At 56.4% G+C, this 21,311-nt stretch carries 21 protein-coding genes and 1 pseudogene; 9 read left to right on the forward strand and 13 right to left on the reverse strand.

What is annotated here, in order from left to right; all coding sequences use genetic code 11:
- Window positions 1-118 precede the first annotated feature (118 nt).
- Together CQ018_RS01445 and CQ018_RS01450 are read left to right on the forward strand one after the other, a co-directional pair.
- A pseudogene (locus CQ018_RS01445) lies at window positions 119-1,178 on the forward strand (LLM class flavin-dependent oxidoreductase).
- 59 nt (window positions 1,179-1,237) lie between these two features.
- The gene (locus CQ018_RS01450) at window positions 1,238-1,822 is read left to right on the forward strand and encodes a DapH/DapD/GlmU-related protein (protein ID WP_105548191.1); all 585 of its coding nucleotides are present in this window, start codon (window positions 1,238-1,240) and stop codon (window positions 1,820-1,822) included.
- Between the two features lie 105 nt (window positions 1,823-1,927).
- On the opposite strand, the gene CQ018_RS01455 is transcribed toward CQ018_RS01450, so the two are convergent.
- From CQ018_RS01455 to CQ018_RS01465, 3 genes are all read right to left on the reverse strand, one after another.
- Window positions 1,928-2,341, reverse strand: coding sequence for a hypothetical protein (locus CQ018_RS01455; RefSeq protein ID WP_105548192.1), 414 nt, complete (start codon window positions 2,339-2,341; stop codon window positions 1,928-1,930).
- Between the two features lie 472 nt (window positions 2,342-2,813).
- Window positions 2,814-3,458, reverse strand: a complete 645-nt coding sequence (locus tag CQ018_RS01460; protein WP_181149683.1) for a hypothetical protein — start codon at window positions 3,456-3,458, stop codon at window positions 2,814-2,816.
- Complete coding sequence (locus CQ018_RS01465) at window positions 3,347-5,965, reverse strand: DEAD/DEAH box helicase (RefSeq protein WP_105548194.1); 2,619 nt, start codon at window positions 5,963-5,965, stop codon at window positions 3,347-3,349. Before CQ018_RS01465 ends, CQ018_RS01460 begins: the two co-directional genes overlap by 112 nt.
- Before the next feature lie 768 nt (window positions 5,966-6,733).
- On the opposite strand from CQ018_RS01465, the gene CQ018_RS01475 reads away from it, so the two are divergent.
- From CQ018_RS01475 to CQ018_RS01485, 3 genes are read left to right on the forward strand one after another with little or no spacing between them, the layout of a single operon-like run.
- Entirely contained in the window at window positions 6,734-7,426 is a 693-nt protein-coding gene (locus tag CQ018_RS01475) for a histidine phosphatase family protein (protein ID WP_105548195.1), read from the forward strand.
- Window positions 7,427-7,450: 24 nt separating this feature from the next.
- Complete coding sequence (locus CQ018_RS01480; protein ID WP_105548196.1) at window positions 7,451-8,005, forward strand: DUF3090 domain-containing protein; 555 nt, start codon at window positions 7,451-7,453, stop codon at window positions 8,003-8,005.
- Window positions 8,005-8,772: an SCO1664 family protein gene (locus CQ018_RS01485; protein ID WP_105548197.1), complete on the forward strand. Its 768-nt coding sequence runs from the start codon at window positions 8,005-8,007 to the stop codon at window positions 8,770-8,772. Before CQ018_RS01480 ends, CQ018_RS01485 begins: the two co-directional genes overlap by 1 nt.
- A gap of 234 nt (window positions 8,773-9,006) precedes the next feature.
- Here CQ018_RS01485 and CQ018_RS01490 read toward each other — a convergent pair whose 3' ends face one another.
- Window positions 9,007-9,447, reverse strand: a complete 441-nt coding sequence (locus CQ018_RS01490; RefSeq protein WP_105548198.1) for a YtoQ family protein — start codon at window positions 9,445-9,447, stop codon at window positions 9,007-9,009.
- 413 nt (window positions 9,448-9,860) lie between these two features.
- Here CQ018_RS01490 and CQ018_RS01495 point away from each other — a divergent pair, with 413 nt between their 5' ends.
- Complete coding sequence (locus CQ018_RS01495) at window positions 9,861-10,487, forward strand: DUF6389 family protein (protein ID WP_105548199.1); 627 nt, start codon at window positions 9,861-9,863, stop codon at window positions 10,485-10,487.
- Window positions 10,488-10,784: 297 nt separating this feature from the next.
- Here the strand turns inward: CQ018_RS01495 and CQ018_RS01500 are convergent, their stop codons facing one another.
- The 6 genes from CQ018_RS01500 to ychF form a co-directional block, all read right to left on the reverse strand.
- The gene (locus CQ018_RS01500; protein WP_181149684.1) at window positions 10,785-11,345 is read right to left on the reverse strand and encodes a hypothetical protein; all 561 of its coding nucleotides are present in this window, start codon (window positions 11,343-11,345) and stop codon (window positions 10,785-10,787) included.
- Between the two features lie 623 nt (window positions 11,346-11,968).
- A complete protein-coding gene (locus CQ018_RS01505) occupies window positions 11,969-12,454 on the reverse strand; it encodes a peptide-methionine (S)-S-oxide reductase (protein ID WP_105548201.1) in 486 nt (161 codons plus the stop codon).
- Between the two features lie 53 nt (window positions 12,455-12,507).
- Window positions 12,508-12,873, reverse strand: coding sequence for an Abi family protein (locus CQ018_RS01510; RefSeq protein WP_105548664.1), 366 nt, complete (start codon window positions 12,871-12,873; stop codon window positions 12,508-12,510).
- A gap of 169 nt (window positions 12,874-13,042) precedes the next feature.
- A complete protein-coding gene (locus tag CQ018_RS01515; RefSeq protein WP_105548202.1) occupies window positions 13,043-13,381 on the reverse strand; it encodes a DUF86 domain-containing protein in 339 nt (112 codons plus the stop codon).
- Window positions 13,378-13,821 carry a helix-turn-helix domain-containing protein gene (locus CQ018_RS01520; RefSeq protein ID WP_105548203.1) on the reverse strand — a complete coding sequence of 148 codons (444 nt, stop codon included), beginning with the start codon at window positions 13,819-13,821 and terminating at the stop codon, window positions 13,378-13,380. The genes CQ018_RS01515 and CQ018_RS01520 overlap by 4 nt, the downstream gene beginning before the upstream one ends.
- A gap of 153 nt (window positions 13,822-13,974) precedes the next feature.
- On the reverse strand, window positions 13,975-15,060 hold the full coding sequence (gene ychF / locus CQ018_RS01525; RefSeq protein ID WP_105548204.1) for a redox-regulated ATPase YchF: 1,086 nt from the start codon (window positions 15,058-15,060) through the stop codon (window positions 13,975-13,977).
- A gap of 55 nt (window positions 15,061-15,115) precedes the next feature.
- Here ychF and rmuC point away from each other — a divergent pair, with 55 nt between their 5' ends.
- A complete protein-coding gene (gene rmuC / locus CQ018_RS01530; RefSeq protein WP_105548205.1) occupies window positions 15,116-16,408 on the forward strand; it encodes a DNA recombination protein RmuC in 1,293 nt (430 codons plus the stop codon).
- 112 nt (window positions 16,409-16,520) lie between these two features.
- Here rmuC and CQ018_RS01535 read toward each other — a convergent pair whose 3' ends face one another.
- Both CQ018_RS01535 and CQ018_RS01540 read right to left on the reverse strand, forming a co-directional pair.
- A complete protein-coding gene (locus tag CQ018_RS01535; RefSeq protein WP_105548206.1) occupies window positions 16,521-17,621 on the reverse strand; it encodes a 4-hydroxy-3-methylbut-2-enyl diphosphate reductase in 1,101 nt (366 codons plus the stop codon).
- A 36-nt stretch (window positions 17,622-17,657) separates the two neighbouring features.
- Window positions 17,658-18,599, reverse strand: a complete 942-nt coding sequence (locus CQ018_RS01540; RefSeq protein ID WP_105548207.1) for a hypothetical protein — start codon at window positions 18,597-18,599, stop codon at window positions 17,658-17,660.
- A gap of 131 nt (window positions 18,600-18,730) precedes the next feature.
- Between CQ018_RS01540 and xseA the strand changes: the two genes are divergently transcribed.
- Complete coding sequence (gene xseA, locus CQ018_RS01545; protein ID WP_105548208.1) at window positions 18,731-20,002, forward strand: exodeoxyribonuclease VII large subunit; 1,272 nt, start codon at window positions 18,731-18,733, stop codon at window positions 20,000-20,002.
- Window positions 19,999-20,235, forward strand: coding sequence for an exodeoxyribonuclease VII small subunit (locus CQ018_RS01550; RefSeq protein ID WP_105548209.1), 237 nt, complete (start codon window positions 19,999-20,001; stop codon window positions 20,233-20,235). The genes xseA and CQ018_RS01550 overlap by 4 nt, the downstream gene beginning before the upstream one ends.
- Window positions 20,236-20,335: 100 nt before the next feature.
- Here the strand turns inward: CQ018_RS01550 and CQ018_RS01555 are convergent, their stop codons facing one another.
- Window positions 20,336-21,211 carry a PPK2 family polyphosphate kinase gene (locus CQ018_RS01555; protein ID WP_105548210.1) on the reverse strand — a complete coding sequence of 292 codons (876 nt, stop codon included), beginning with the start codon at window positions 21,209-21,211 and terminating at the stop codon, window positions 20,336-20,338.
- Between the last annotated feature and the right edge of the window lie 100 nt (window positions 21,212-21,311).

The following is a 21,311-nucleotide window of genomic DNA, read 5'->3' on the forward strand; positions in this document are numbered from 1 at the left end:
CATTGGTGAACACAGAGTTTTTCTTGGTCGGTAATCTAGCGCAATACTGTGTAGCTGCGCACGCTCCGCACCTCGTAGCATGGCCGTTTGATCGACCCCTCTGCCAAGAAGGAGATCTATGCCGGACTCATTACATCGCCTACGTCAGCTTGGATTCCTCACCATGGGGCTGTTCGATCCCCAAGATCCCGCCGCCGGGCACGAATATACGTTGCAACTCATTGAACTCGGCGAACAACTTGGCTTCGACAGTGCCTAGTTGCGTCACCGCCACCTTCAGTTCGGAATTTCTTCGCCGATTGCTGTCATGGCAGCAGCCAGCCAGCGCACCTCCCGAATCTCTTTGGGAACGGCGGTAACTCCCCTCGGTTGGGAGAACCCCCTTACGTTTGGCAGAGGACCTAGCAACGGTTGACTTTCTTGCCGGTGGGCGTATCAATCCCGGTCTCAGCGTGGGTGAGCCCATGCACTATGACACGCTGAAGCATGAGCTCTACCCGGACAGTGCGGCCCTAGAGGATTTCGACTACCCGCGTGTTAAACGTCTTGCTCGTTTGATAGCTGGGGAACCGGTCCGTGACTTTTCCGGCAAGCAGGGCGTTGTTGAAGAGTTCTCCAACCGCGTCGAGCCGCATTCGGTCGGGCTCCGGTCACGACTTTGATATGGGGCAGCAAGCAAAAAATCTGCTGTGTGGGCAGGTGCGAATAGATTCAATCTGCTCACCAGCAGCGTGATTTTCCCCGAGGCCGGTGAGGAACCGGATTTTGCCCACATTCAGCAAGCGCAAATCCGTGCTTTCCGTAAGGCCGCAGTAGATTCTGCGGGCACTCATGTCCCGGGCAGGGTCTCACAAGGGCTTGTGGTGATTCCAACCGATTCGGCAACTACGCAACAGCGCGAAAAGTACCAACGCTATGTCGATGAACGCATGCCCCGCACCCGCGCCCCTCAGGGACCGAGAGGCATGCTGTTCGCTCCGGATCTTATCGGCAGTAGCGAGCAGATTGCCGAGCGTCTCCACGCCCACGCTGGCTTCCGGGAAGTCGACGAGGTTGCTTTCGCACTTCCTTTCAGCCTTGAGCACGAGGACTACGTGCAGATCCTCACTGACATTGCCTCCAAGCTGGGCGCGGCGTTGGGCTGGACTCCAGCCATGGCTCCGGCACAGCAGAATTAAATAAGGGATCGTGCAGAAACTTCCATTAGCCAGACATACAAGCACGTTAGGGTGGACCTATGGCTGAAATTGAAGGACTCGATGACCTTTTGACCGCGCTGAATTCCGGGCAGAGCATCCCCGGCGGTTCGCTCCTGCACGCGACAATGCATGCTGCGAGCCAGGAGTCGCTGCGTATCACCGCCGAGCTGAACGGGCGCTATAACTCCCCCGCTGAGGTACGTGCGTTGATGAGCGAACTGACGGGGCACGAAGTTCCACGTAGTTTTCAGCTCTTTCCGCCCTTTAGCGCCGACTTCGGAAAGAACATCCACCTCGGCGAGGATGTCTTCATCAATAGCGGCTGTCGTTTCCAAGACCAGGGCGGAATTGAGATCGGCGATGGATCGCTCATTGGCCACAATGCGGTAATCACAACGTTGAACCACGACATGGTGGCCAGCCGACGTGCAGATATGCATCCGGCACGCGTAGTTATTGGACGCGGTGTGTGGTTTGGCGCAAACGTCACGGTATTACCCGGCGTAAAAATAGGCGACGGAGCCGTTCTGGGTGCCGGTGCAGTTGTCACAAAGGATGTGTCTGCCGGCGCAATTGTCATCGGAGTTCCGGCAAAACAGGTAGGCATGGTTCCACTGGAGTAGTTTCGCCACGCATTTGTGAATCAACTAAGTAAGCTTCAAGTCTTTTGTTCCCTCGAAGTTCTGACGACATCGGCAAAATATCCTAGGCGCCGTGGCAAAGAGCTTCTAGTCGCTGGGGACTACGATCATCCGCTCATGAGTCACCGTCGCACCTAGTGTCCTGCCCCGCTTGTCAAGGAACACCACATCAACATCGCCAAGCTGCGTCCATTGGTTCTTGCTTTTAATGTCGGGGAAGAACGCGCCAAGCTCCTCGATTGCGTCAACGATGTCACGGTCATAAGCGAACCGGTGCTTCACGGCCTTGTCCCGTGTGTTGCCGTAGCCGTTGCCCGGTTTAACGCCCACGGTTCGTGTCGATTCATGATGCGCGAGCAGATCGAACAGCCGATGTTTCTTATCCCCTTGGTTGAAGACAAATTCGATGTAAGCGGTTTTGGGCCGCAGCGAATGCATCCAAGCGGTTTGCGCCTCGCACGAGTAGGCTCCACCTTTCACAAGGTCTTCCCAGTTCTCCAATTTTTACCCCTTAGAACCTTTCCGAGTGATCCTCGATCATCATAAGCGAGTACTTCTGCTACGTCCTCTCGGCCAATGCGCTGGAGTATTGCCTCACGCCCTAGGTGAGCCAGATCCGGGGGCACAAAGTTCAGCGTCATGGGTTCCAACGATCACCGAGACTATCAATTAGGTTTCCTTTGCGAGAATCTTTCGCTGCCCCGAAACCCAGCTATGCTCACGATCGTAGTCGAACCCACTGGGAAGTCATCCATGAGCATTGAGCCGCGATTTAAGCGATGCCGAGCCATGGAAAGCGGAAACGAATGAACGGCCCACGCCTCGCACTCTTCCGAATCCACCGCTTCAGATTTTGAATGGTGCCCTTCTGCTGCGCTACAAGAGATCGGCTCTCGTAGCCTCCGTCAATCGGTATCTCGGGTTCAATCGTTCAGCAACTATTCCGGTGTCTGGCCACGAGGGAATGCGCCCCCTAGATTTTCCCTTCGCGGTAGAGCTCCAGTAACAACTGGCGCATCGCCACCGTATATTCGATTGAGTCATAGTGTGTGCCCTGAGCATTCTGTCGTTTGACGACGCGCACTCCCAGAATCTGCGCCAGCTTCGATGGAGACCAGGCTCCTGGTTCACCGCGGAGGACCCCTACCTCGTTAAGGCGCAGGTTGAGAATTCGGGCATTCAGTTCGGTATCTTCGTGTCGGAGCTCACCGGTTTCATGCCAGCTCTTCAATACCGTGCTTAGTGTCACAGCATCGCTGTCTAAGTGCCGCGATTCAGCAGGTTCTCTGCGGATAGCAGGCTCAAGGTTTTCATTATTGAGCACCGTGGCCTGCGGTGAAGGATGAGCTTCTTGTAGGTCGGCGGCAGGGTCTTGGCTACGCGCGAAGACCGCATCGGAACGCTGTGCAAAGCCGGACATTAGGCCAAACACCTTGCCATTGTTCCACCTATTTGCTGCGGCAAAAACGATGAAGAGATCTTTAGCCCGCGAGACCGCCACGTTCATTAGCTCGGGGTTTGCATCGATAAACCCGGCTTGGGGACTGTTCTGTCCGTACGTGGGCGAGAAAAGGACGATCGGTCTTTCAGCCCCTTGTAAACGATGTGCGGTTCCCACGTCACTTTCTTCCAGAGCTGATCCGGAAGATTTTCCGACGCAGCGGCTTCTTTCACTGCCTTCTTCAGTTCTTGGGTAATCAGACTGGCTTGAGCGCTAAACGGTGTTACCACCCCGATCAGCGCGTCGGCAGCGATCCGTTCGTTGGGATCGAGCTCTTGCGAGTTATAGATTTCGAAGAAATGTGCGAAGTTCGCCACGATCCACTGAGCTATAGCCTGCGCCTCCTGCTGATTATTTCGGCTTGATCCATGCCTTGAATCATAGGATCCAGGTACGTCAACCCATAGAAAAGCGGGGGTCAGCTCTTGGAGCTTCGAATCATCGGCGGTTCGTTTCGCCTGTAAAAGATCGTCATACATAAGTGTGTTGCAGAATCCAATAATGTCCGGGTGGCACCGGAAGTGCTCCGCGAGGAATAGTCCTGGGGTTCCCCTGCCATAGGTCCAACTGGAGGCATGGCTCGCGGCTCTCATAAGGCTTGATGATGACGAACAGGCGATGCCTCGCCTTTGCAGATCCTCCCGCCATTCGTTCGATTGGATGCCGGCGCTGTGGGCGACTTCGCCATCGGTCTGCTCGTCGATGGACCACACAGGTGCCAACTGCTTTTCATCGCCAACCGCCAGCACCCGCTGGGCCAGCGCGAAACTCGGCAACCCCAGCGGGGTGTCTACCTGACCGGCTTCGTCGACGATCAGCAGGTCAATGCGTCCGATATCAAAGCGGTTTGGCTCCCCGGACTTCTCAAAAAGCTTGAAGTACTTTGGCACCTGATAAACGGTCATCACAAAGCAAGGCGTCAGCGCCGCAGCCTGCCACCAGTAACGTTCCATGACGTTCGGCGTATTCTTCCAGCGATTTTCGGGTTCGATGAAGTCATCTGTGAGCAACCACTGCGCCTCAAAATAATGCACAGCCAACCAAAACTCCGCATACCGCAGGGTCACATCCAGCTTCCGGTCAAGTCGTTCGATGCTGTCGCATTCCTTCAGCTCCGCGACCCGGCCACTGTCTTTCAGAAATGGTATTTCTTCTACCTCGTTGCACAGGGAAATGTATTCCTTTGAGCGGCCCTGAAACTGCATGGTGTTGAGAAGTTCAATGCGGTACCCATCAATCTCCGTCAACGCGTCATGGATCTGTTGCTGCAGTCCAGGGATATCGTTGGCATTTCCAAAGTATGCGTGAGCATGCGCCACAAAAGCCTCTCTCGCACCCGCTAGATATGATTCACTGCTGTGCGCGGTGTACGTCTGACTCTTATCTTTCTGCTCTACAAGGTACTTGGACTTGGCCTCATCCAGTTTTGCAGCCGACGGGCAGTACACCGCCAACGAGCCAAGTGACTGATTAGCCAATGCGGAACCATCTTGTTCCTTCGGTAGCCAACGGAAGTCCAACGAACCGGACTGCTCCTTGGTGACCGAAGCGAACGAGGCAATGATGTTGGTGACTGCTTGATTGTTGGTGGAAGTCCCCACGATGAGCGGCGGGGCACCTTCTTCTATGGCCCGGCGTGTGAGCAAATTGGCGACTATGGCTTGAAGCATCGTTGTCTTCCCCGTACCGGGAGGCCCGCTCACCGCCGTGATTTCACTTCCCGACGGGTCCAGGAACGCATGCACTGCACGACGCTGCGAATCGGCCAATGGGAACCCTTCGCTCATGGAACCGCACGATTTTTTCGCCGCCTCAAACAAGCCATCGTGCTGGTGAATCATCGTTTCGTACGGTCTGTGATCTTGCCATCCAATGGCCATCCTCTCCACCGTGTTCGGCAACTTCTTTTCCCGGCTCAGGAAGTCATAAACCTCAAGCAAGCCACCCACCGCATCAATCCGGTCAAATTCTTTGATGTAGCACAGCTCGTGCTGAATCAGCTCACCACGGTGCCCCTGCTTCGTCGCATACTCCTCTAGGGACTCTCCAGCAACCTTCTCAAATAGCCGTGTTGCCAAGTCCAATGCGTCAGCTAATGACTGCGTCTGGGAAACCTCCGCACCAAGTTCGGCGCGTGAGTATTGCCAAAAACTGCTCAGCGCGCCAACCATAACGTTCCTGCCGGGAATCGATGGTGAATCAAGCCGATCCGATGGTATCCACGGTGAAGAGGCGGTTGCTAGCTCCGGCTCGATCCGGCCATCCCGAAAGAGCTTCGCTTCCACGAGCAACAGCCCGCTCTGGTATGCCCCATGCCGAGCATCTAGTTGATGCAGTGAAACCAGAGATACCACCACGGGGATTGGCTTATTCTGATTCTCTGTGGCATCGGCAAAGAGCGGCAGCATATCGGTTAGCGCCGTTGGCTCGGGCTTGCTTTTACCATTTTGTTTATCGTGGTTGGCGAATAGCTTGGCGGCTTCCTCCACCTCAATAGCACCGGAGGCAAGCTCGGCCCGCCCGGTTGTCACGAACAAAGAATTGTCAGTGAAAGTCACTTCTTCTAGCTGTCCTCGTTTAAGAACCAGCGAAAAATAGTCCGCCACCCGAAACGCATCCACCATGTCGTACTCCTCGTGATCCGCTGCATCCCGACGAGATTTACCATATCGGATTCCTCCCACATGTTCGGGTAGGCGCCCGAGAGTTCACGCGTCATGCGGCCCCCAGCTGAGTAGTCGCAGTGACCTTGTCAAGCAGCATCCGGCGTTCGCATTTCAGCCTGTAATTCGACGGCAAGCAAGTACATCAAGAAGTTCCCTGAAGTGTCGAAGTTCCGAGCGAGGCGGATTTCAGCATCGGCCGTGATACCACGTTTGCCGTGCACAGTAACATTGATCCGCCGTAGGATCACACCGATAGAAACCTCCGGTATGTTCTAGGTGATCCCGAACTCTTCAAAAAAATTCTTCATAAGGATTTCGCCTAGGCGGATCGGCTCCATGAGGGCCCCATCAGTGGTAGATAACTAGTTCTAGAGCTTCTGCACCACCCTCTGACTACAAAACAGATACACCACTGGGCGTTCACCCGGATATTATGCCGTCCTCGACAGCCTGAACAACTTCCGGTTTTCGCAAGGAAGCCCGCTATCTAGTTCGATCAACACTTTTGACGTACGGCTCCTGCCCGAAACGTTCGGTGTCCCTACTGTTGAACGATCTGGGGACAGATCCATTCTCGAATGATTCCGTCCCCAGATCGTTAGGCCCGAACTCCACGAGGTTCCGTCTCGGAAGAGCTTCGGTTATTCCTCTGGCCCGTCAGCTATTGGTTTATCACTCCTTGACTCCCTGCTAGGTTCGTCGGCGGCCGGTGGTTAGGCTGGGTGGATGGCAACAGTTATTCTCGTGCGGCACGGCCGCACCACAGCAAACGCCACCGGAGTGCTGGCAGGCAGGGCGCCTGGCGTCAGTCTGGATCAGATCGGACGGGAACAGGCGGCCGCAGCCGGAGAACGGCTGGCAAACGTGCCTTTGGCCGGGGTGGTATCGAGCCCTCTTGAACGTTGTCAGCAAACCGCCCAGTTCATCATCGATCGCCAGGACTCTGCGCCCTACGCGCCGATTGATCCCGAAATCACCGAGTGCGATTACGGCCAATGGCAGGGCCGCACGCTGAGTGATCTCGCGACCGAGGATTCGTGGCGGGTCATCCAGTCGCAACCATCCGCGGTGACTTTTCCGGGCGGTGAATCCATGGCCGCGATGCAGGCTCGCTCGGTGGCCGCGATCCGGCGCCACGATGCAGCGTTCGAAGCCGAGTACGGGCCAGGGGCCGCGTGGGTGGCGGTGAGTCACGGGGATGTCATCAAGTCCGTTCTCGCCGATGCGCTGGGCATGCATCTTGATATGTTCCAGCGCATAAACGTGGGCCCGGCGTCCATCTCGATTGTGCACTACGGTGCTCATCGGCCAAGCGTGTTAGCGACCAACACCGATGCCGGCGATCTGTCATGGCTGGCCAAGGGCATCAATGCGTCCGATGCACCGGTCGGCGGCGGTGCGGGGCACCAAGCACCATGACCCTCATTGGCCTAGAATACTGACATGCCTACACGAATTCACGAGTTTGCTTGGCCCGATCGGGTTGTCGTTGGCACCATCGGTCTTCCCGGAGCGCGCACGTTTTACCTGCAGGTGCGCGCGGGTGCCCAGCTTGTAAGTATTGTCATGGAGAAGCAGCAGTCTGCTGTGCTCGCGGAGAAGATCGATGAAATTCTCGACGAACTCATGAGCGTCGAAGGCAACCGCTTTAGCGTACCGAGCAGCACTCCCGTCGAACTAGTCGACAATGACCCGCTCGAAGCCGTCCAGGAGCAGTTTCGAACCGGCGCCATGAGCTTAGGCTGGGATCCAAGCACGGCTCAGATCGTCATTGAGGCCTACCCCCTGCCCGCTGAGGATCCCGATGACACCAACGAGGGACCGCATGAGGAACGCACCGATGAGCCCGAAATGCTGCGCGTGCTCATGCCAGTCGGCACAGCCCGCGCCTTCACTATGCGCACCTTCGAGATCGTCAGTGCTGGACGTCCGATCTGCCCACTGTGCGGTTATCCCATTGACCCCGATGGACATACCTGCACCCTTCCAGAGGCCTAATGCCGACCCCTGATCTTCTGACCACCGAGCTGAGCCTCACCGGACGTCTCACGACGGCCTCAAACGCCACTTTTCTGGGCAGTATCGGCGACGTACAAGTCGTCTATAAGCCGATAGCCGGCGAAACTCCGCTGTGGGATTTCCCAGGAGGAACGCTCGCCCACCGAGAAATTGCCGCCTACCTACTATCGGAGGTTCTTGGCTGGGACGTTGTGCCGCACACCTGGCTGCGTGATGGGCCGTTTGGTGAAGGAATGGTGCAACTCTGGCAGGAGCAAGATCCCAACCAAAACGCCGTGGACCTGGTCGCGGCCCGGAACGTGCCACAGACGGGTTGGAAACAAGTTCTGCAAGGACAAGATCAGAACGGAGGGCTAGTTGCCCTCATTCACGAAGACTCGCCAGCGCTGCGACGCATGGCGGTGTTCGACGTTATCGTCAATAATGCCGACCGCAAGGGCGACCACATCCTGGCCATGGCGAAGGGGCAACGGCACGGTGTGGACCACGGACTCACCTTTCACCGTGACCACAAGCTACGCACCGTGCTCTGGGGATGGCAGGGCGAGGCCCTAACCCCCGAGGAAGCTGACGGCATTGACCGTGTCAGCGAAGGCCTGCACGGTGAATTGGGCCGAGATTTGGCAGGATTGCTTAGCGCCGAAGAAATCGCGGCGCTCGCCGAGCGCTGCACCGGGCTGAGCATTGAGGGACATTTCCCGGCTCCTAGTGGTCAGATGCAGGCAGTACCTTGGCCGCTGTTCTGAGCTAATCAGGCTTTCTGGCTTCGCTGCCGGCAATCTCGTGCCGTGGTTCGGACAGGTTCCCCTTCTCAAAGCGCTCTTCGACGGCTCCAACCATACCTACGTGATGATTGGGCCTCGGCTAAGCACCGTGGCAGCGCTGCACCGACCCTATAGCTCCGCACGCCCCTGTCGCATTAAACGATGATGGCTGTCACCGGCAAGTATGCTCGCCAGTGGCAGCCACAAACCACCTGCTTATGCCTTGAGCACGTAGCGCAATGTCTCAACGACCTGGTCCGTGGTTTTGCACCAAGCCTGAGCCTGAGCGTCAACTTCTTTAAGCGGGTGGACGAGGTCTTCGTCGTGAAGAGTTACATAGGGTTTGCCTAGGGCGGCACAGTAGCCGGCATCGAAGGCTGCATTCCATTGCTTGTACATGTCCCCGAAGCGCACCACCACTAAATCGCTCTTTTCGATCAGGGTGCGTGTACGGATTGCATTGACCTTCGAGGACTGGTGATCACGCCAAAACTGGCTGGAGGTCTCGCCCAGGTGATCCCCCGCAGCATCGCTCGCGGGGTGGTCGGTCACCGGTGCGGTAAAGACGATGTCCAGGCCGGCGGCTTCTGCACCGCGCTGGATTTCCTCGCGCCAGTCGGTGTGGATCTCACCGGAAAGATAGACAGAGAAACTCATGGCTGAAGACTCCTAGGTATAAGACGGCGGACCACATTGATCCCTTTAGCCCACCATCCTAATAAGTTGGGGAAGCGATATCACCGTGAGCACGTCATCATCTGACTTCCGATTGCACGTGAACGCTCCAAATTGGAAGTGGAGTCCAAATTTTCTTTCGGTTTCCCCCTGATAGAGCCACGAACTCGGAGCCTCTCCCAGCGACAAACAAATCGAAAGTTATCCCTACTTGGCTCTCTTCAAAAGTACAAAACGCGCCACTGCGCATACCTCAGATCACGGCACTGATCCATCGATTCGATCGAGGCACTCCCCCGTTAGACACCAAGACTCCCACAACATTCTCGCCTCAAACCACTGGTACGCGAAGCATTCGACAGGGGCTCGCCTTCACCCACAGAACCCAATTCGGCTTGGCTTTTGAAGACTGCACCCAGGAGCATGACATCACCGACTTCGAGGCGCTGTGGCGCCATATCCTTGACGAAGCCGCCCCCGAGGCGATCGCCCGAGCACAACGTTCACAGGATGCCATCACAGCTGCACGCTTCGAAGTCGAGCTGGAGCTCAGCGTCTTCACGGAAGAGGACTCACCTTGGCTGCCGAGCGTCTGGCTCACCCCGGTGGGGAAAGACCAATTCCTCGCAGCTCAGGCCGGAGACGACGACCGTTGCTTGATGGTCCTTGCCTTCGGCGACGATGGGGACGTCTATCTCAATGAAATGCTCAATCCAGTCACTGAGATCTTCACTGTCGACGAACCAGAAAATGCCCGCGCCAAGGTCACTGAGTGGGTTTCCGTTTGGATCGAGCGTCTCTGGACCGAACATTTCGACAAAGCGGTTGAAGTCGTGCACGAGGAATGTTGTTGCCACCGCAGCAGCTTCATCAACCAAAGATTTGACAGGTTTGCCGAATGGCTAATGAGCGCATCTTGCCGGAAGCATAGAACTGTCCGAGGAGCTCAAATGGCCGCCATACTGATCCATTTGCTGACCGCAGTTAAATCACACACAACGGATTTCGTGAACGTCAGTTAAAAGCAGCCTGGCCATGCTGCACCAGTGCTGTCAGATTTGTTGACCTTCATGCCTCCAAGCTACTTTAGGTCCTCAAGATCCAGACCTGTACGTAGCTTTCTGCACAAGAAAATTTCCGAAGGCGGGAACTTCTGCCAACTTCAGGAATATCTGCTTCGGGTTGGTCCTCGGGCGACAGTTTCATACGTTGCCCGTGCCTGACTGGTTGAAACGAGACACGGTGATTGCATGGATTGATTTGTGCACCTATTGCTTTCACGCAGGTTCTCGCGGTGTATTCACATGTTTGCAGTAACTTCAACGATAAAGTGACGTCATTTTCTTGAGTAACGGCTCGGTCCCGGCACCCCAACGTCCATGGAACTGCGCAGCCAACTCTGGGCTGTGTAGAGCAGCAAAGCTCCGGTCGTCGAGTTCTTCGTCAGAGTAGTCTGCGGAATGCAGCCAGATCCAGATGTCCCTGCCGCGAGCATTGCGTAGCGCGCCCTCTGTCTGTAGCTGACGCAACGCCAGAATCATACGATCCTCATAGTCAACGCGCAACGCATTGTAATCGTCTTCGCAGAGTTCACTGCCGGTACCGTCGATCATGGCTTGTGTCCCCGATAGTTCCCATATGGCGCTCGTGACACGGCCCGGTGCTGCGTCGCTGGGGTCCACGCCTGAGACCGGCCATTCGGAGGGCAGCCAGGCTATCTGAGACTTTTCTTCTTCGGCCCCGATAAGACCGCCCAACCATTTTGCATCCGTCCCCGTAACAAAGAAGCCGGTAAGGTCTTCAACCATGCCGCAAGCAACGAGTAAGAGATCCGGGTTTTCTTCCGTGAGTAACGTGATGCTTGCTCGGAGAGTGTTCATGATCGCTTCGTCAAGGCAGGTGAAGTCATGCATGCTACAAGCTTATTATTTGCTAGCCGAAGCGCCCAAACTCATGACTCGCACGGTTCTGGCCCACACCAGAAAGTAAACTGCCACGCCGCAGCGGCGTGCTACCCGGGGCTTCTATAGGTTTAGTTGAATCGAGCTGAACGTCACACTGCGAGTTCGACACTGTGCATGGGAACAACGCAAAACTCAGTCGGTATAAGTTTTCTTAGCATCGTTAGTTTGAAGATGCTGGGCAGGTGCTACATCCACCATGACGCACATCGGCCGTACCACTGATATGGCTCGAACCTTCTAGCTCCGAAGTGCGCAGTTACAGAACATAGGCGACGTAACGACCTCAAGCCGGTCAACACGGCATGAGGCGATCACAGCTTGCTCACACTGCTTGACAACGATGAAATCCACTGGCAGAAAATTCCGAATCGACTGCTCTAAAGTCGGCATTCGAACTCCACGAATGCCTCGGCCTCTGAGAAGAAACCGGGGCATCAGTAATCGTGAAAAACTACAAGTTGAGGCGGAACTCCACGACGCTCCGGCAGACCACTACTCTCGACTTGTCAACACCGGCAAGATGCTAGATTAACCTCGCCCTAGTACTTGGTCAGCAGTTCCGCCGGAAGATGGCAAGAATCCTCTGGGAAGCGCGCGAGCCGATCCTGATGCTCCTCGGCGCTTCGCACATAGTTGAGCAGTGGCAGTACCTCAACGGCGATTCGGTCAGCGTCGTCTCTCGCCGCGATGAAAGCACGAGCCTCTTCGAGGTGGGTCAGCTTGTTGGAGTAGACCCCAGTACGATACTTCTGACCGAAGTCTGGTCCCTGTTTGTTGACGCTGTAGGGATCGATGATCTCAAAGAGGTAGTCCGTCAGCTGCTCGACACTAACAACCGTCGGATCGAATCGTGTTCGCACACACTCCGCATACCCGTCGTAGGCGCTGTCGATACGTTGGCTGGTTCCGTTGGCCCTTCCGGCCTCGGTGAACGTCACCCCGGGCAGCGTCGTAACGAAGGCCTGCACGCCCCAGAGACAGCCGCCTGCCAAATAAAGCTCCTCAACCACGCGCTCGGTATCCATATACCGATCCTACGGGTACCCACGCGAGGACTGTTCAATGAGCGACGAAGTTTTCATGAGACTGATCGAGTTCTTTCTGGTAGCGCTTGACCCGCCTTGTGCACTGGTCCCCTCGTTGCGTGGTTGGTCTGAGCTTGAAATGATCGAGGGTGGAGACAGGGATCAATCCGTCCCAGTTCATGTCCAAGCCATGCGCGAATGACAAGTTCGACAGGCATCAATGCAGCGAATGTGGCCGCACGCAGACGGGCGTCGAAGTCGTAGAGCGCGACGACATCGTTGAATCGAGTGCCTTGATAGAAGTCGTCTTGGCGTCCAGATACGGATAGCTTCTGGAACGAATACCAATTGCCACTCGGCCTGCAGTAGTTCACCCTAGGCAGTGTCGAGATGGCAAAGTCGTGATCCACCATATCCATGCCACGGTTCTCAAAAAGTTCTGCTTGTTCGGCAAAAGTCCTATATTCTTTGACATCTTCGTCCACGAAGACCGCCTGACAAAAATGATGACCGGCCCTAGACCCACGGAAGTAGGCGGAACCGGTCTTAGTAAGTCCAGTTTATACGATCCTGAATTCGGCATTTAGCTCAGTTTGATGAGAGTGACTGAATGTATTTATTGATCACGGGCAGGTCAACGGCCAGCGTGTCCCAGACCGCACCGTAGTCGGTGCCCTCGTAGTGATGTGCCAGCCGGTCTCGCATCCGTTTGATCAAAGACCAAGGCACTTCGGGGTGTCGGCCTGTTGTGGCATCGCTCAGACGAGCCACGTTCTCGCCAATCTTGATGATCAGTGACTCTGCCGCTAATCCCGGAACATTATCGGGGTCCCCGCGGTACCACGCTTCGCCGCGCGCCACGAGATTCTGACCGACACCACACAGCCGGATGATCTCCGTCAGAACCGTAGCGTCCCGCGTGTTCATACCGCCACAGCCGTCGCCAATATCTCATGATCGGCACGCAGTCCACCGTCCGTCACCACATCGACCTCGATACCGAGCAACTCGCTTGCTTCGGCGGCGAACGCCGCGACCGTGAGCAAACCGGTACCGGGCGATCGGGTGACCAAGATGTCCAGATCGCTCCCGGGAGTATCCGTTCCGCGAGCCGCGGAACCGAAGACACGAACATTCTCGAAGCCATACCGGCCAGCAAGACTCACAAGTTCGGCGCGGTGCGCCGCGAGCGTTTCACGGGGCAGTGGCCGCGCGGCCGTCCGCAAGCGCTTGAGCATCTGGGTAGAGATATTGCGTTTCCCGGTCTCATAAGCGGCAACATTTGGCTGGGCAACGCCAGACCGCTGAGCCAGCTCTGACTGGCTCAGACCGGCTGCTTCTCGAAGCGCTCGAACTGGATTCACCATAGTCCAATCATATCGCGTGATATGACCCAGTTCACAGCTATCAAACTCTTAGGCGTCAGGGAGAATCGCAGACAATGAGCAAAAGTATTAGCAAGCGGAGAAACAAAAAACGCTCCTCAGACGGGTATCTGGGGAGCGTTTTTCGAGAAGGTTTTAGACGTTGAAGCGGAACTCCACGACGTCGCCGTCCTTCATAATGTATTCCTTGCCTTCGATGCGGGCCTTGCCCGCGGCCTTGGCCGCAGCGACCGAACCGGCCTCGACCAATTCATCGAATCCGAAGACCTCGGCCTTGATGAAGCCACGCTGGAAGTCGGTGTGAATGACACCAGCGGCTTCGGGTGCGGTGGCACCCTTGGGGACGGTCCAGGCGCGAGTTTCCTTCGGGCCAGCAGTCAGGTAGGTCTGCAGACCTAGGGTGTCGAAGCCGACGCGAGCCAGCTTGTCCAGGCCGGACTCGGTGTAACCGGCGTCCTCAAGCATTTCCTCGGCTTCTTCCTCGGTCAGCTCGGCAAGCTCGGATTCGAACTGCGCGTCGAGGAAGATGGCCTCAGCCGGAGCAACGAGAGCGGAGAGCTCCGCCTGCATTTCCTTGTTGGCCAAGCCTTCTTCGTCGGTGTTGAAGACGTAGATGAACGGCTTGGTGGTCATCAGCTGCAGCGGGGCCAACTCATCGATGTCGATGCCTGCGCCCTTGCCCGCGGCATAGAGGGTCTTGCCCTCTTCGAGGACCCTCTGCGCGGCCTTGACCGTCTCGATGAAGGATGCCTCAATCTTCTTGGCCCGCAATTCCTTTTCGAGGCGCGGCAGCTGGTTCTCGATGGTTTGCATATCGGCGAGGATCAGCTCGGTGGCGATCGTCTCGATATCCGAAGCCGGATCAACCTTGCCATCGACGTGAATCACGTCCGGGTCGGAGAACGCGCGGGTCACCTGGCAGATGGCCTCGGCTTCGCGAATGTTGGCCAGGAACTTATTGCCTAGGCCTTCGCCTTCCGAGGCACCCTTGACGATGCCGGCAATGTCCACGAAGGACACGGTTGCCGGCAGGATGCGCTCGGAACCAAAGATTCCGGCAAGCACCTTCAGGCGTGCGTCCGGCAACGGCACGACACCCACATTGGGTTCGATGGTTGCGAACGGGTAGTTTGCCGCGAGAACCTGCGCGCGGGTAAGAGCATTGAACATTGTTGACTTGCCGACATTGGGCAGTCCGACGATTCCGATTGTAAGAGCCACGGAAGTAGAGTCTACCGTCGATCAAGTGTCGGTGCGTCCTGGCATGGTGTAAATCATGAACACAGTTATCTGGTTGGTAGTCATTGCGGCACTGATTATTGGTTTTGCCGCAGGTGTCATCACCTGGTGGTACTTGGGTAGACAAGCCCAAAACGCCAAGGAGTTGGCCGGCGAATCGGACCGTCAGGAGCTGGCGGTGACCTCCAGATTATTGGCCGGGGCGCAGGCCCAAGTTGCCGAACTACGTGAGCGAGTCGATGAACAGCGGCGCCAAGAATCACAGGATCGTTCGGTCATGCAAGCGCTGGCCCCGGTCGCCGAGCAATTGCGCCAGGTACGCACCCAGGTCTCAATCTTGGAACGAGACCGAGTGGAACAATTTGGCCAGCTCAGTGAACAACTGGTGCAGGCCGCGGTGAATGATGCGGAGATTCTGCGGGCTACAGGTTCTTTGGCCGCATCCTTGGGCAATAGTTCGGCCCGCGGCACCTGGGGTGAATTGCAGCTGCGTCGGGTCGTCGAATCCGCAGGTATGCTGCCGCACGTCGACTTTAGTGAGCAGCTACGCACCTCCGAGGGTTTGCGCCCGGACATGGTGGTGCGCTTACCAGGAAATAAGATGATTGTTGTTGATTCCAAGGTGCCTTTGGCTGCCTACCTGCGAGCGCAGGAGCTTGCATCCTCCCATCACCCGGCGACACGAGCACGGGCCAAGGCAGCGTTTAAGGATCATGCCAAGGCGCTACGTTCCCACGTTGATGCGTTGGCCTCAAAAGCTTATTGGGAGTCAGTTGCAGGCAGTCCCGAGTTAGTTGTGTGTTTCCTACCCGCCGAATCTTTCCTTGCCGATGCGCTGGAGGCAGATGCAGCGCTGTTAGACCATGCGTTCTCAAAGAACGTTGCACTGGCCTCCCCCGCAACCTTACTGGCGATGCTCAAGGGGCTGGCCTTTGCCTGGCGACAGGATTTGCTGACGGAGAACGCGCGGGAACTCTTTGTGCAATCCCGCGAGCTATATGAGCGTCTGGGCACTATGGGCACACACGTCACCAAGCTCGGTGCCTCGCTTCGCGGCAGCGTAGAGAAGTACAACGCGTTTGTGGGAACGCTAGAAGCCCGAGTACTGCCCAGTGCCAGACGTATTCGTGATCTGGATCCGGGACTTGGGCAGCAGCTCGACCCGGCGGCTGCCTTGCATGCGCTACCCATGCTAGAAGTTTCTCCGCGTGGGCTCAGCGCCAGCGAGTTGCTCGAGGGCATGGATCCGCCGGTGTTTGAACTAGTTGATGAGGTTGCTCCTACCCAGCTACCGGGGTCCAGCGATCGACCAACCAGCCAAGAGGCCTAGACATCAAGCAATCAAAAAGACTCAGGCCGTGATGCACATTCGTTTGTGCATCACGGCCTGAGTCTTTTGTGTGCCGCAGTTCCCTAGGTGGAATAGCTCACATGATAAAAAATTAGCTGCTGATATCGGAGACCGACCTGCGGCCACCCAACCCGCGGGAGGTGTCGCCATCTTCCTTCATCTTTGCGCGGATCTCCTTGGGCAGTGAGAAGAGGATGTCTTCCTGCGCCGTGGTGACTTCCTCAACATCGGCGTAGCCGTAGTCGGCTAGCAGTGACAGCACGTCACGTACCAGGATCTCTGGCACCGAGGCACCGGATGTGACTCCCACGCTTGCCACGCCCTCAAACCAGGACTCGTCAACCTCCGAGGCATAGTCAACGCGGTAGGCAGCCTTGGCGCCGTACTCCAGTGCTACCTCTACTAGGCGTACCGAGTTTGAGGAGTTGGAAGAGCCGACGACGATGACCAGTTCGCTTTGCGGGGCGATGGCCTTGATGGCCGCCTGACGGTTGGTTGTTGCATAGCAAATATCATCGCTGGGTGGATCTTGCAGCTTGGGGAAACGCTTGCGCAGGCGGCGCACCGTCTCCATGGTTTCATCCACCGAAAGCGTTGTCTGTGAAAGCCAGATGAGCTTATCCGGGTTCTTCACCTGAACGGTATCGGCCTCGTCCGGGTTATTCACGATGGTTGTGACCTCCGGTGCTTCACCGTAGGTGCCTTCAACCTCTTCATGGCCTTCGTGCCCCACGAGCAGGATTTCGTAGTCTTCGCGGGCGAAGCGCACCGCTTCCTTGTGAACCTTTGTCACCAGCGGGCAGGTCGCATCGATGGTGCGCAAGCCACGGTCCTCGGCGGACTTCACCACAGCTGGAGAGACTCCGTGGGCGGAGAAGACCACGAGTTCACCTTCTGGAACTTCTTCATTTTCTTCAACGAAGATGGCGCCGCGTGCTTCAAGGGTGGAGACCACGTGAAGGTTGTGCACGATCTGTTTACGCACATAGACGGGAGCGCCGTAGTGTTCAAGCGCCTTTTCCACGGCTATCACCGCGCGGTCTACACCTGCACAATAACCACGCGGGGCGGCAAGAAGAACCTTGCGTTCGCCGGTGACGGGAGCCGCTGCAGCAATCTCTGCTGGGGTACGACGGGTACGCGGAATTGAGGGCATCGGAAGGGAGACCGGAACGGTGGAACTGGTAGCCATGTATCAAGTCTACGTTCGAGGGCAAATTGCTGCTTGCTAATTGGCCACGGGCGTAGCTGCGGCGGTGTCGAGTACCTGGTTTTCGCGCCGCCAAAGCCAGGTGCCTAGTCCCGCAAGGAATACTACGACTCCGCCAATAATCAGCGTGTTGCTGATGGATTGCACTTCACCGCGTACGCCCTGAGCCAGTTGGGTGATCAATAGATCTGTGAGTTCGGACTCCTGCGGCTGGATTCCGGAAAGTTTCGCGGCAAAGTAGATCACCACTGCCCCAAGAACCACCGCACTGCCCCCCAGAGCGATGAGGGTTTTGCCACGGAATCCACGCGGGGCAACGAATATTGCCGCCATCGTCAGGACTCCTGCAGCCACAATGAACCAGCCCCAGGCCCCGGCTAGACCCAGCCAGCGGTTGGCATCCGGTGCCGAGAGTGTTTGTTCATCGGGCCAGTTGGTATCAACCAATACTTGAGGCATCGAAATTGTTGCGGGAAGCAACGCACCAAGCATTGAGCCACCAAGCGAGGAGTACAGGGTTCCGTAGGCGCTACTAAGTAGCGGTGCTAAATCCAGTTTGATTGTTGCCTGATGAGTATTTTCTGCTTTGGCTGTAGCTAATTCTTCAATATAGTCGCGGCGGGTATTTTCAATAGTGGTGCCCCATGCGGTAGCGAATGTTGCATCACCGAGCAGCGCACTGGAGCTTGTGGCAATCGCTTGTTCCAGAATGCCGCTCAGCGCCGACGGAATAGGCACTGGAATGCTTTCGGTAATCTGGGTGGTGAGCTGGGTACTGAGCACCTGTGGAAGAATTTCACGCAATTGATCATGTGTAGCAAGCGGGCCCAAGATGCGTTGTAGAGGTTCGGGGGTATTGATCAGCTGATCAGCGGTGCGAGCCCCGAGGCCAACGCCTGCGGCGAGTACCGCGAGAATTGCCAGCAGCAGTGCTAAGAATTTTCTAGCTACGGTGGGCATGTATTGCTCCAGACTCGCGGTGTTGCACGTAGTTGAACGGGCTATTTGTCTCATCGTACTGATATGAATGTGTTTGGTGTATTTTCAAAACCGGATGTCACAACCGGCATCAAGGGGAAGGCAACCACGTAGTGGAGCAAGAACAAGTTGGACAGACCTCATTGCCGCGCACCGCTGCGGCAACTAGCCCGGAGAATCCGTGGCCGCTTCGCGTGCTCTCAGAAAAGCTCAAGGCACACATAGAGAATTCCCCCGAGTCTTGGGTGGAAGGACAGCTACTCGAAGCCAATGTACGCAATGGGCATGCCTATCTGACGATGCGTGATGTTGATGTCGATTATTCGTTCTCCGTCACGGTCTGGGCTTCGGTGATGCGTTCTCTAGACAGTGCACCAGAAGTTGGCTCACGCGTCGTGGCACGGGTGAAGCCAAGCTTCTATGCAAAGACCGGGCGGCTCTCCTTGAACGCCTATGATCTGCGTCCCGTGGGTCTTGGGGATCTACTGGCGCGGCTTGAACGCCTTCGTCGGGCACTTTTTGATGAAGGCCTTTTTGATGTAGCGCTCAAAAAGCAGCTTCCTTTACTTCCAAACCGCATTGGTCTGATCACGGGCCGAGATTCGGACGCGGAGAAGGACGTGGTGCGCAATGCGTCGTTGCGTTGGCCCGCGGTGCGCTTTGATATTCGCAATACTGCCGTGCAGGGAGTGAACGCCGTTGGTGAAATCATTGCCGCATTACGTGAGCTGGATGCCAATCCCGAGATTGATGTGATCATCATTGCCCGCGGTGGTGGTGCTCTGGAGGATCTTTTGCCCTTCAGCTCCGAGGATTTGGTGCGTGCGGTTGCGGCCTGTGGCACACCTGTGGTTTCTGCCATTGGGCACGAGGCGGATCGTCCCATTCTTGATGATGTTGCAGACCTACGTGCCTCGACACCAACGGATGCCGCAAAGCGAGTTGTCCCCGATGTGAATGAAGAACTTGCCGGTATTGCGCAGGTGCGGCACCGATTGGATCGGGCTGTGCGGGGAAACCTCGAGCGTGAATCGCAGAAAATTGCCTCCTTGCGGGCACGCCCTGTGCTTTCCAACCCACATTCGATGGTGCAGCTACGCAGGGAAGACCTCATGCGTCTGGCTCAACGCAGCACCTATTCGATGCGTGCGTCGTTGGTGCGGGCCACCGATTCGATCTCGCACCTACGTGCCCAGATTCGGGCACTATCCCCCCAGCAGACCCTTGACCGTGGCTACTCGGTGCTGCAGCTTGCCGACGGGCAGGTTGTCCGCGACGCAACTCAGGCACCGGTAGGAACAGACGTTTCGGTGCGCTTGGCGCAGGGCCGACTCACCGCCACCATTACTTCAAGCCAGCAACCAGAAGAAGGAAACACATTATGAGCATGCAGGCTAACAACGCAGATGTTGCACAGCTAAGTTACGAGCAGGCCCGCGAAGAATTGGTAGCAGTTGTCTCTCAACTTGAGGCAGGAGCTGCAACGCTCGAGCAGTCCTTGGCCCTGTGGGAGCGCGGCGAGGCCTTGGCCGCCCGCTGTGAGTCATGGTTACAGGGAGCTGCAGCGCGATTAGATGCCGTACGCCCAACACCGGGTTCAGCAGAATCGGATCAGTGAGAATCTTTTCTCATACAGCAATGGTCTGCCAGGATCCGAAATGGATATTGGCAGATCATTGCTTTGTGCACAGACGGGCTTGGCGCACAAGAACCGAAGGCTAGGAATTTTGTAGTCGCTGCTTTTGCTCCTCGACGTCAAATTCGGCGGCCGGCCACTGCGGATCAATCTTTTCTAGTGCTTCACGCAGCAGGGTCGCGACTGCGAGGCGCGCATACCATTTCTTATTGGCCGGGATGATGTGCCAACCGGCAGCCTCGGTACTAGTTTCATCAATGGCGCTCTGGTACGCGCTCATATAGTCGCCCCACAATTCACGCTCGTCGATATCCCCTGGACTGAACTTCCAGTACTTATCCGGACGGTCAAGACGTTCGGCAAGCCGCGCACGCTGTTCATCCTTGGAAATATGCAGCATCACCTTGATGATCGTTGTGTCTTCGGCGATCAGACGGGCTTCAAACTCGTTGATCGCTTTATAACGGCGCAGAATTTCTTGCTCATCGGCGAAACCCCTGACCTTGTGAATCAGCACATCTTCGTAGTGTGAGCGGTCAAAAACTCCGATGAATCCGGGTTCCGGAAGCTCCTTTTCAATGCGCCAGAGAAAATCGTGGGATTTTTCCTCATCCGTGGGTGCCTTGAATGCGTGGTGTTGCACGCCCTGAGGGTCCACGAGTCCCACCACATGGCGGACAATTCCACCCTTGCCTGCGGTGTCCATGGCTTGGAGTACCAAAAGGATCCGTGGTGTGGCTCCCGCGCGTGATGCAGCGAAGAGACGTTCTTGACGTTCATCGAGGACCTGCCCGATTGCCTGCAGATCGTTCTTTGCGCTTTCTTTATCGCCCTCGTAACCCGGGGTTGATTCCGGATCGATCTTGGATAGATCAAGATTTTTTGGTGCCCGCAAGAGCTCGTGGGCCGGTGCGCTCAACGGAAGAATACGTGCCAGTGTTTGCTGCTTCTTACTCATCAGACCGCCTTTGGAGATGGGAAGTGTTGATGAAAGCGTACGACACTAGGTAGCTCTGGTGGTCTCTTTGGCACGATCTTCGCAATTTACTGCAATTCAT

Source organism: Arthrobacter sp. MYb227 (assembly GCF_002975435.1).
In the GTDB taxonomy this organism is placed as follows: domain Bacteria; phylum Actinomycetota; class Actinomycetes; order Actinomycetales; family Micrococcaceae; genus Paeniglutamicibacter.

Bases quoted from the DNA above. Each gene is read 5' to 3' on its own strand.
- CQ018_RS01540 (WP_105548207.1), bottom strand. From the start codon at position 18,599: ATGCCCACCGTAGCTAGAAAATTCTTAGCACTGCTGCTGGCAATTCTC.
- CQ018_RS01480 (WP_105548196.1), top strand. From the start codon at position 7,451: ATGCCTACACGAATTCACGAGTTTGCTTGGCCCGATCGGGTTGTCGTT.
- rmuC (WP_105548205.1), top strand. From the start codon at position 15,116: ATGAACACAGTTATCTGGTTGGTAGTCATTGCGGCACTGATTATTGGT.
- CQ018_RS01465 (WP_105548194.1), bottom strand. From the start codon at position 5,965: ATGGTGGATGCGTTTCGGGTGGCGGACTATTTTTCGCTGGTTCTTAAA.
- CQ018_RS01520 (WP_105548203.1), bottom strand. From the start codon at position 13,821: ATGGTGAATCCAGTTCGAGCGCTTCGAGAAGCAGCCGGTCTGAGCCAG.
- CQ018_RS01535 (WP_105548206.1), bottom strand. From the start codon at position 17,621: ATGGCTACCAGTTCCACCGTTCCGGTCTCCCTTCCGATGCCCTCAATT.
- CQ018_RS01555 (WP_105548210.1), bottom strand. From the start codon at position 21,211: ATGAGTAAGAAGCAGCAAACACTGGCACGTATTCTTCCGTTGAGCGCA.
- CQ018_RS01510 (WP_105548664.1), bottom strand. From the start codon at position 12,873: ATGGATATGGTGGATCACGACTTTGCCATCTCGACACTGCCTAGGGTG.
- CQ018_RS01450 (WP_105548191.1), top strand. From the start codon at position 1,238: ATGGCTGAAATTGAAGGACTCGATGACCTTTTGACCGCGCTGAATTCC.
- CQ018_RS01475 (WP_105548195.1), top strand. From the start codon at position 6,734: ATGGCAACAGTTATTCTCGTGCGGCACGGCCGCACCACAGCAAACGCC.
- CQ018_RS01505 (WP_105548201.1), bottom strand. From the start codon at position 12,454: ATGGATACCGAGCGCGTGGTTGAGGAGCTTTATTTGGCAGGCGGCTGT.
- CQ018_RS01500 (WP_181149684.1), bottom strand. From the start codon at position 11,345: ATGAACACTCTCCGAGCAAGCATCACGTTACTCACGGAAGAAAACCCG.
- CQ018_RS01490 (WP_105548198.1), bottom strand. From the start codon at position 9,447: ATGAGTTTCTCTGTCTATCTTTCCGGTGAGATCCACACCGACTGGCGC.
- CQ018_RS01515 (WP_105548202.1), bottom strand. From the start codon at position 13,381: ATGAACACGCGGGACGCTACGGTTCTGACGGAGATCATCCGGCTGTGT.
- CQ018_RS01550 (WP_105548209.1), top strand. From the start codon at position 19,999: ATGAGCATGCAGGCTAACAACGCAGATGTTGCACAGCTAAGTTACGAG.
- CQ018_RS01485 (WP_105548197.1), top strand. From the start codon at position 8,005: ATGCCGACCCCTGATCTTCTGACCACCGAGCTGAGCCTCACCGGACGT.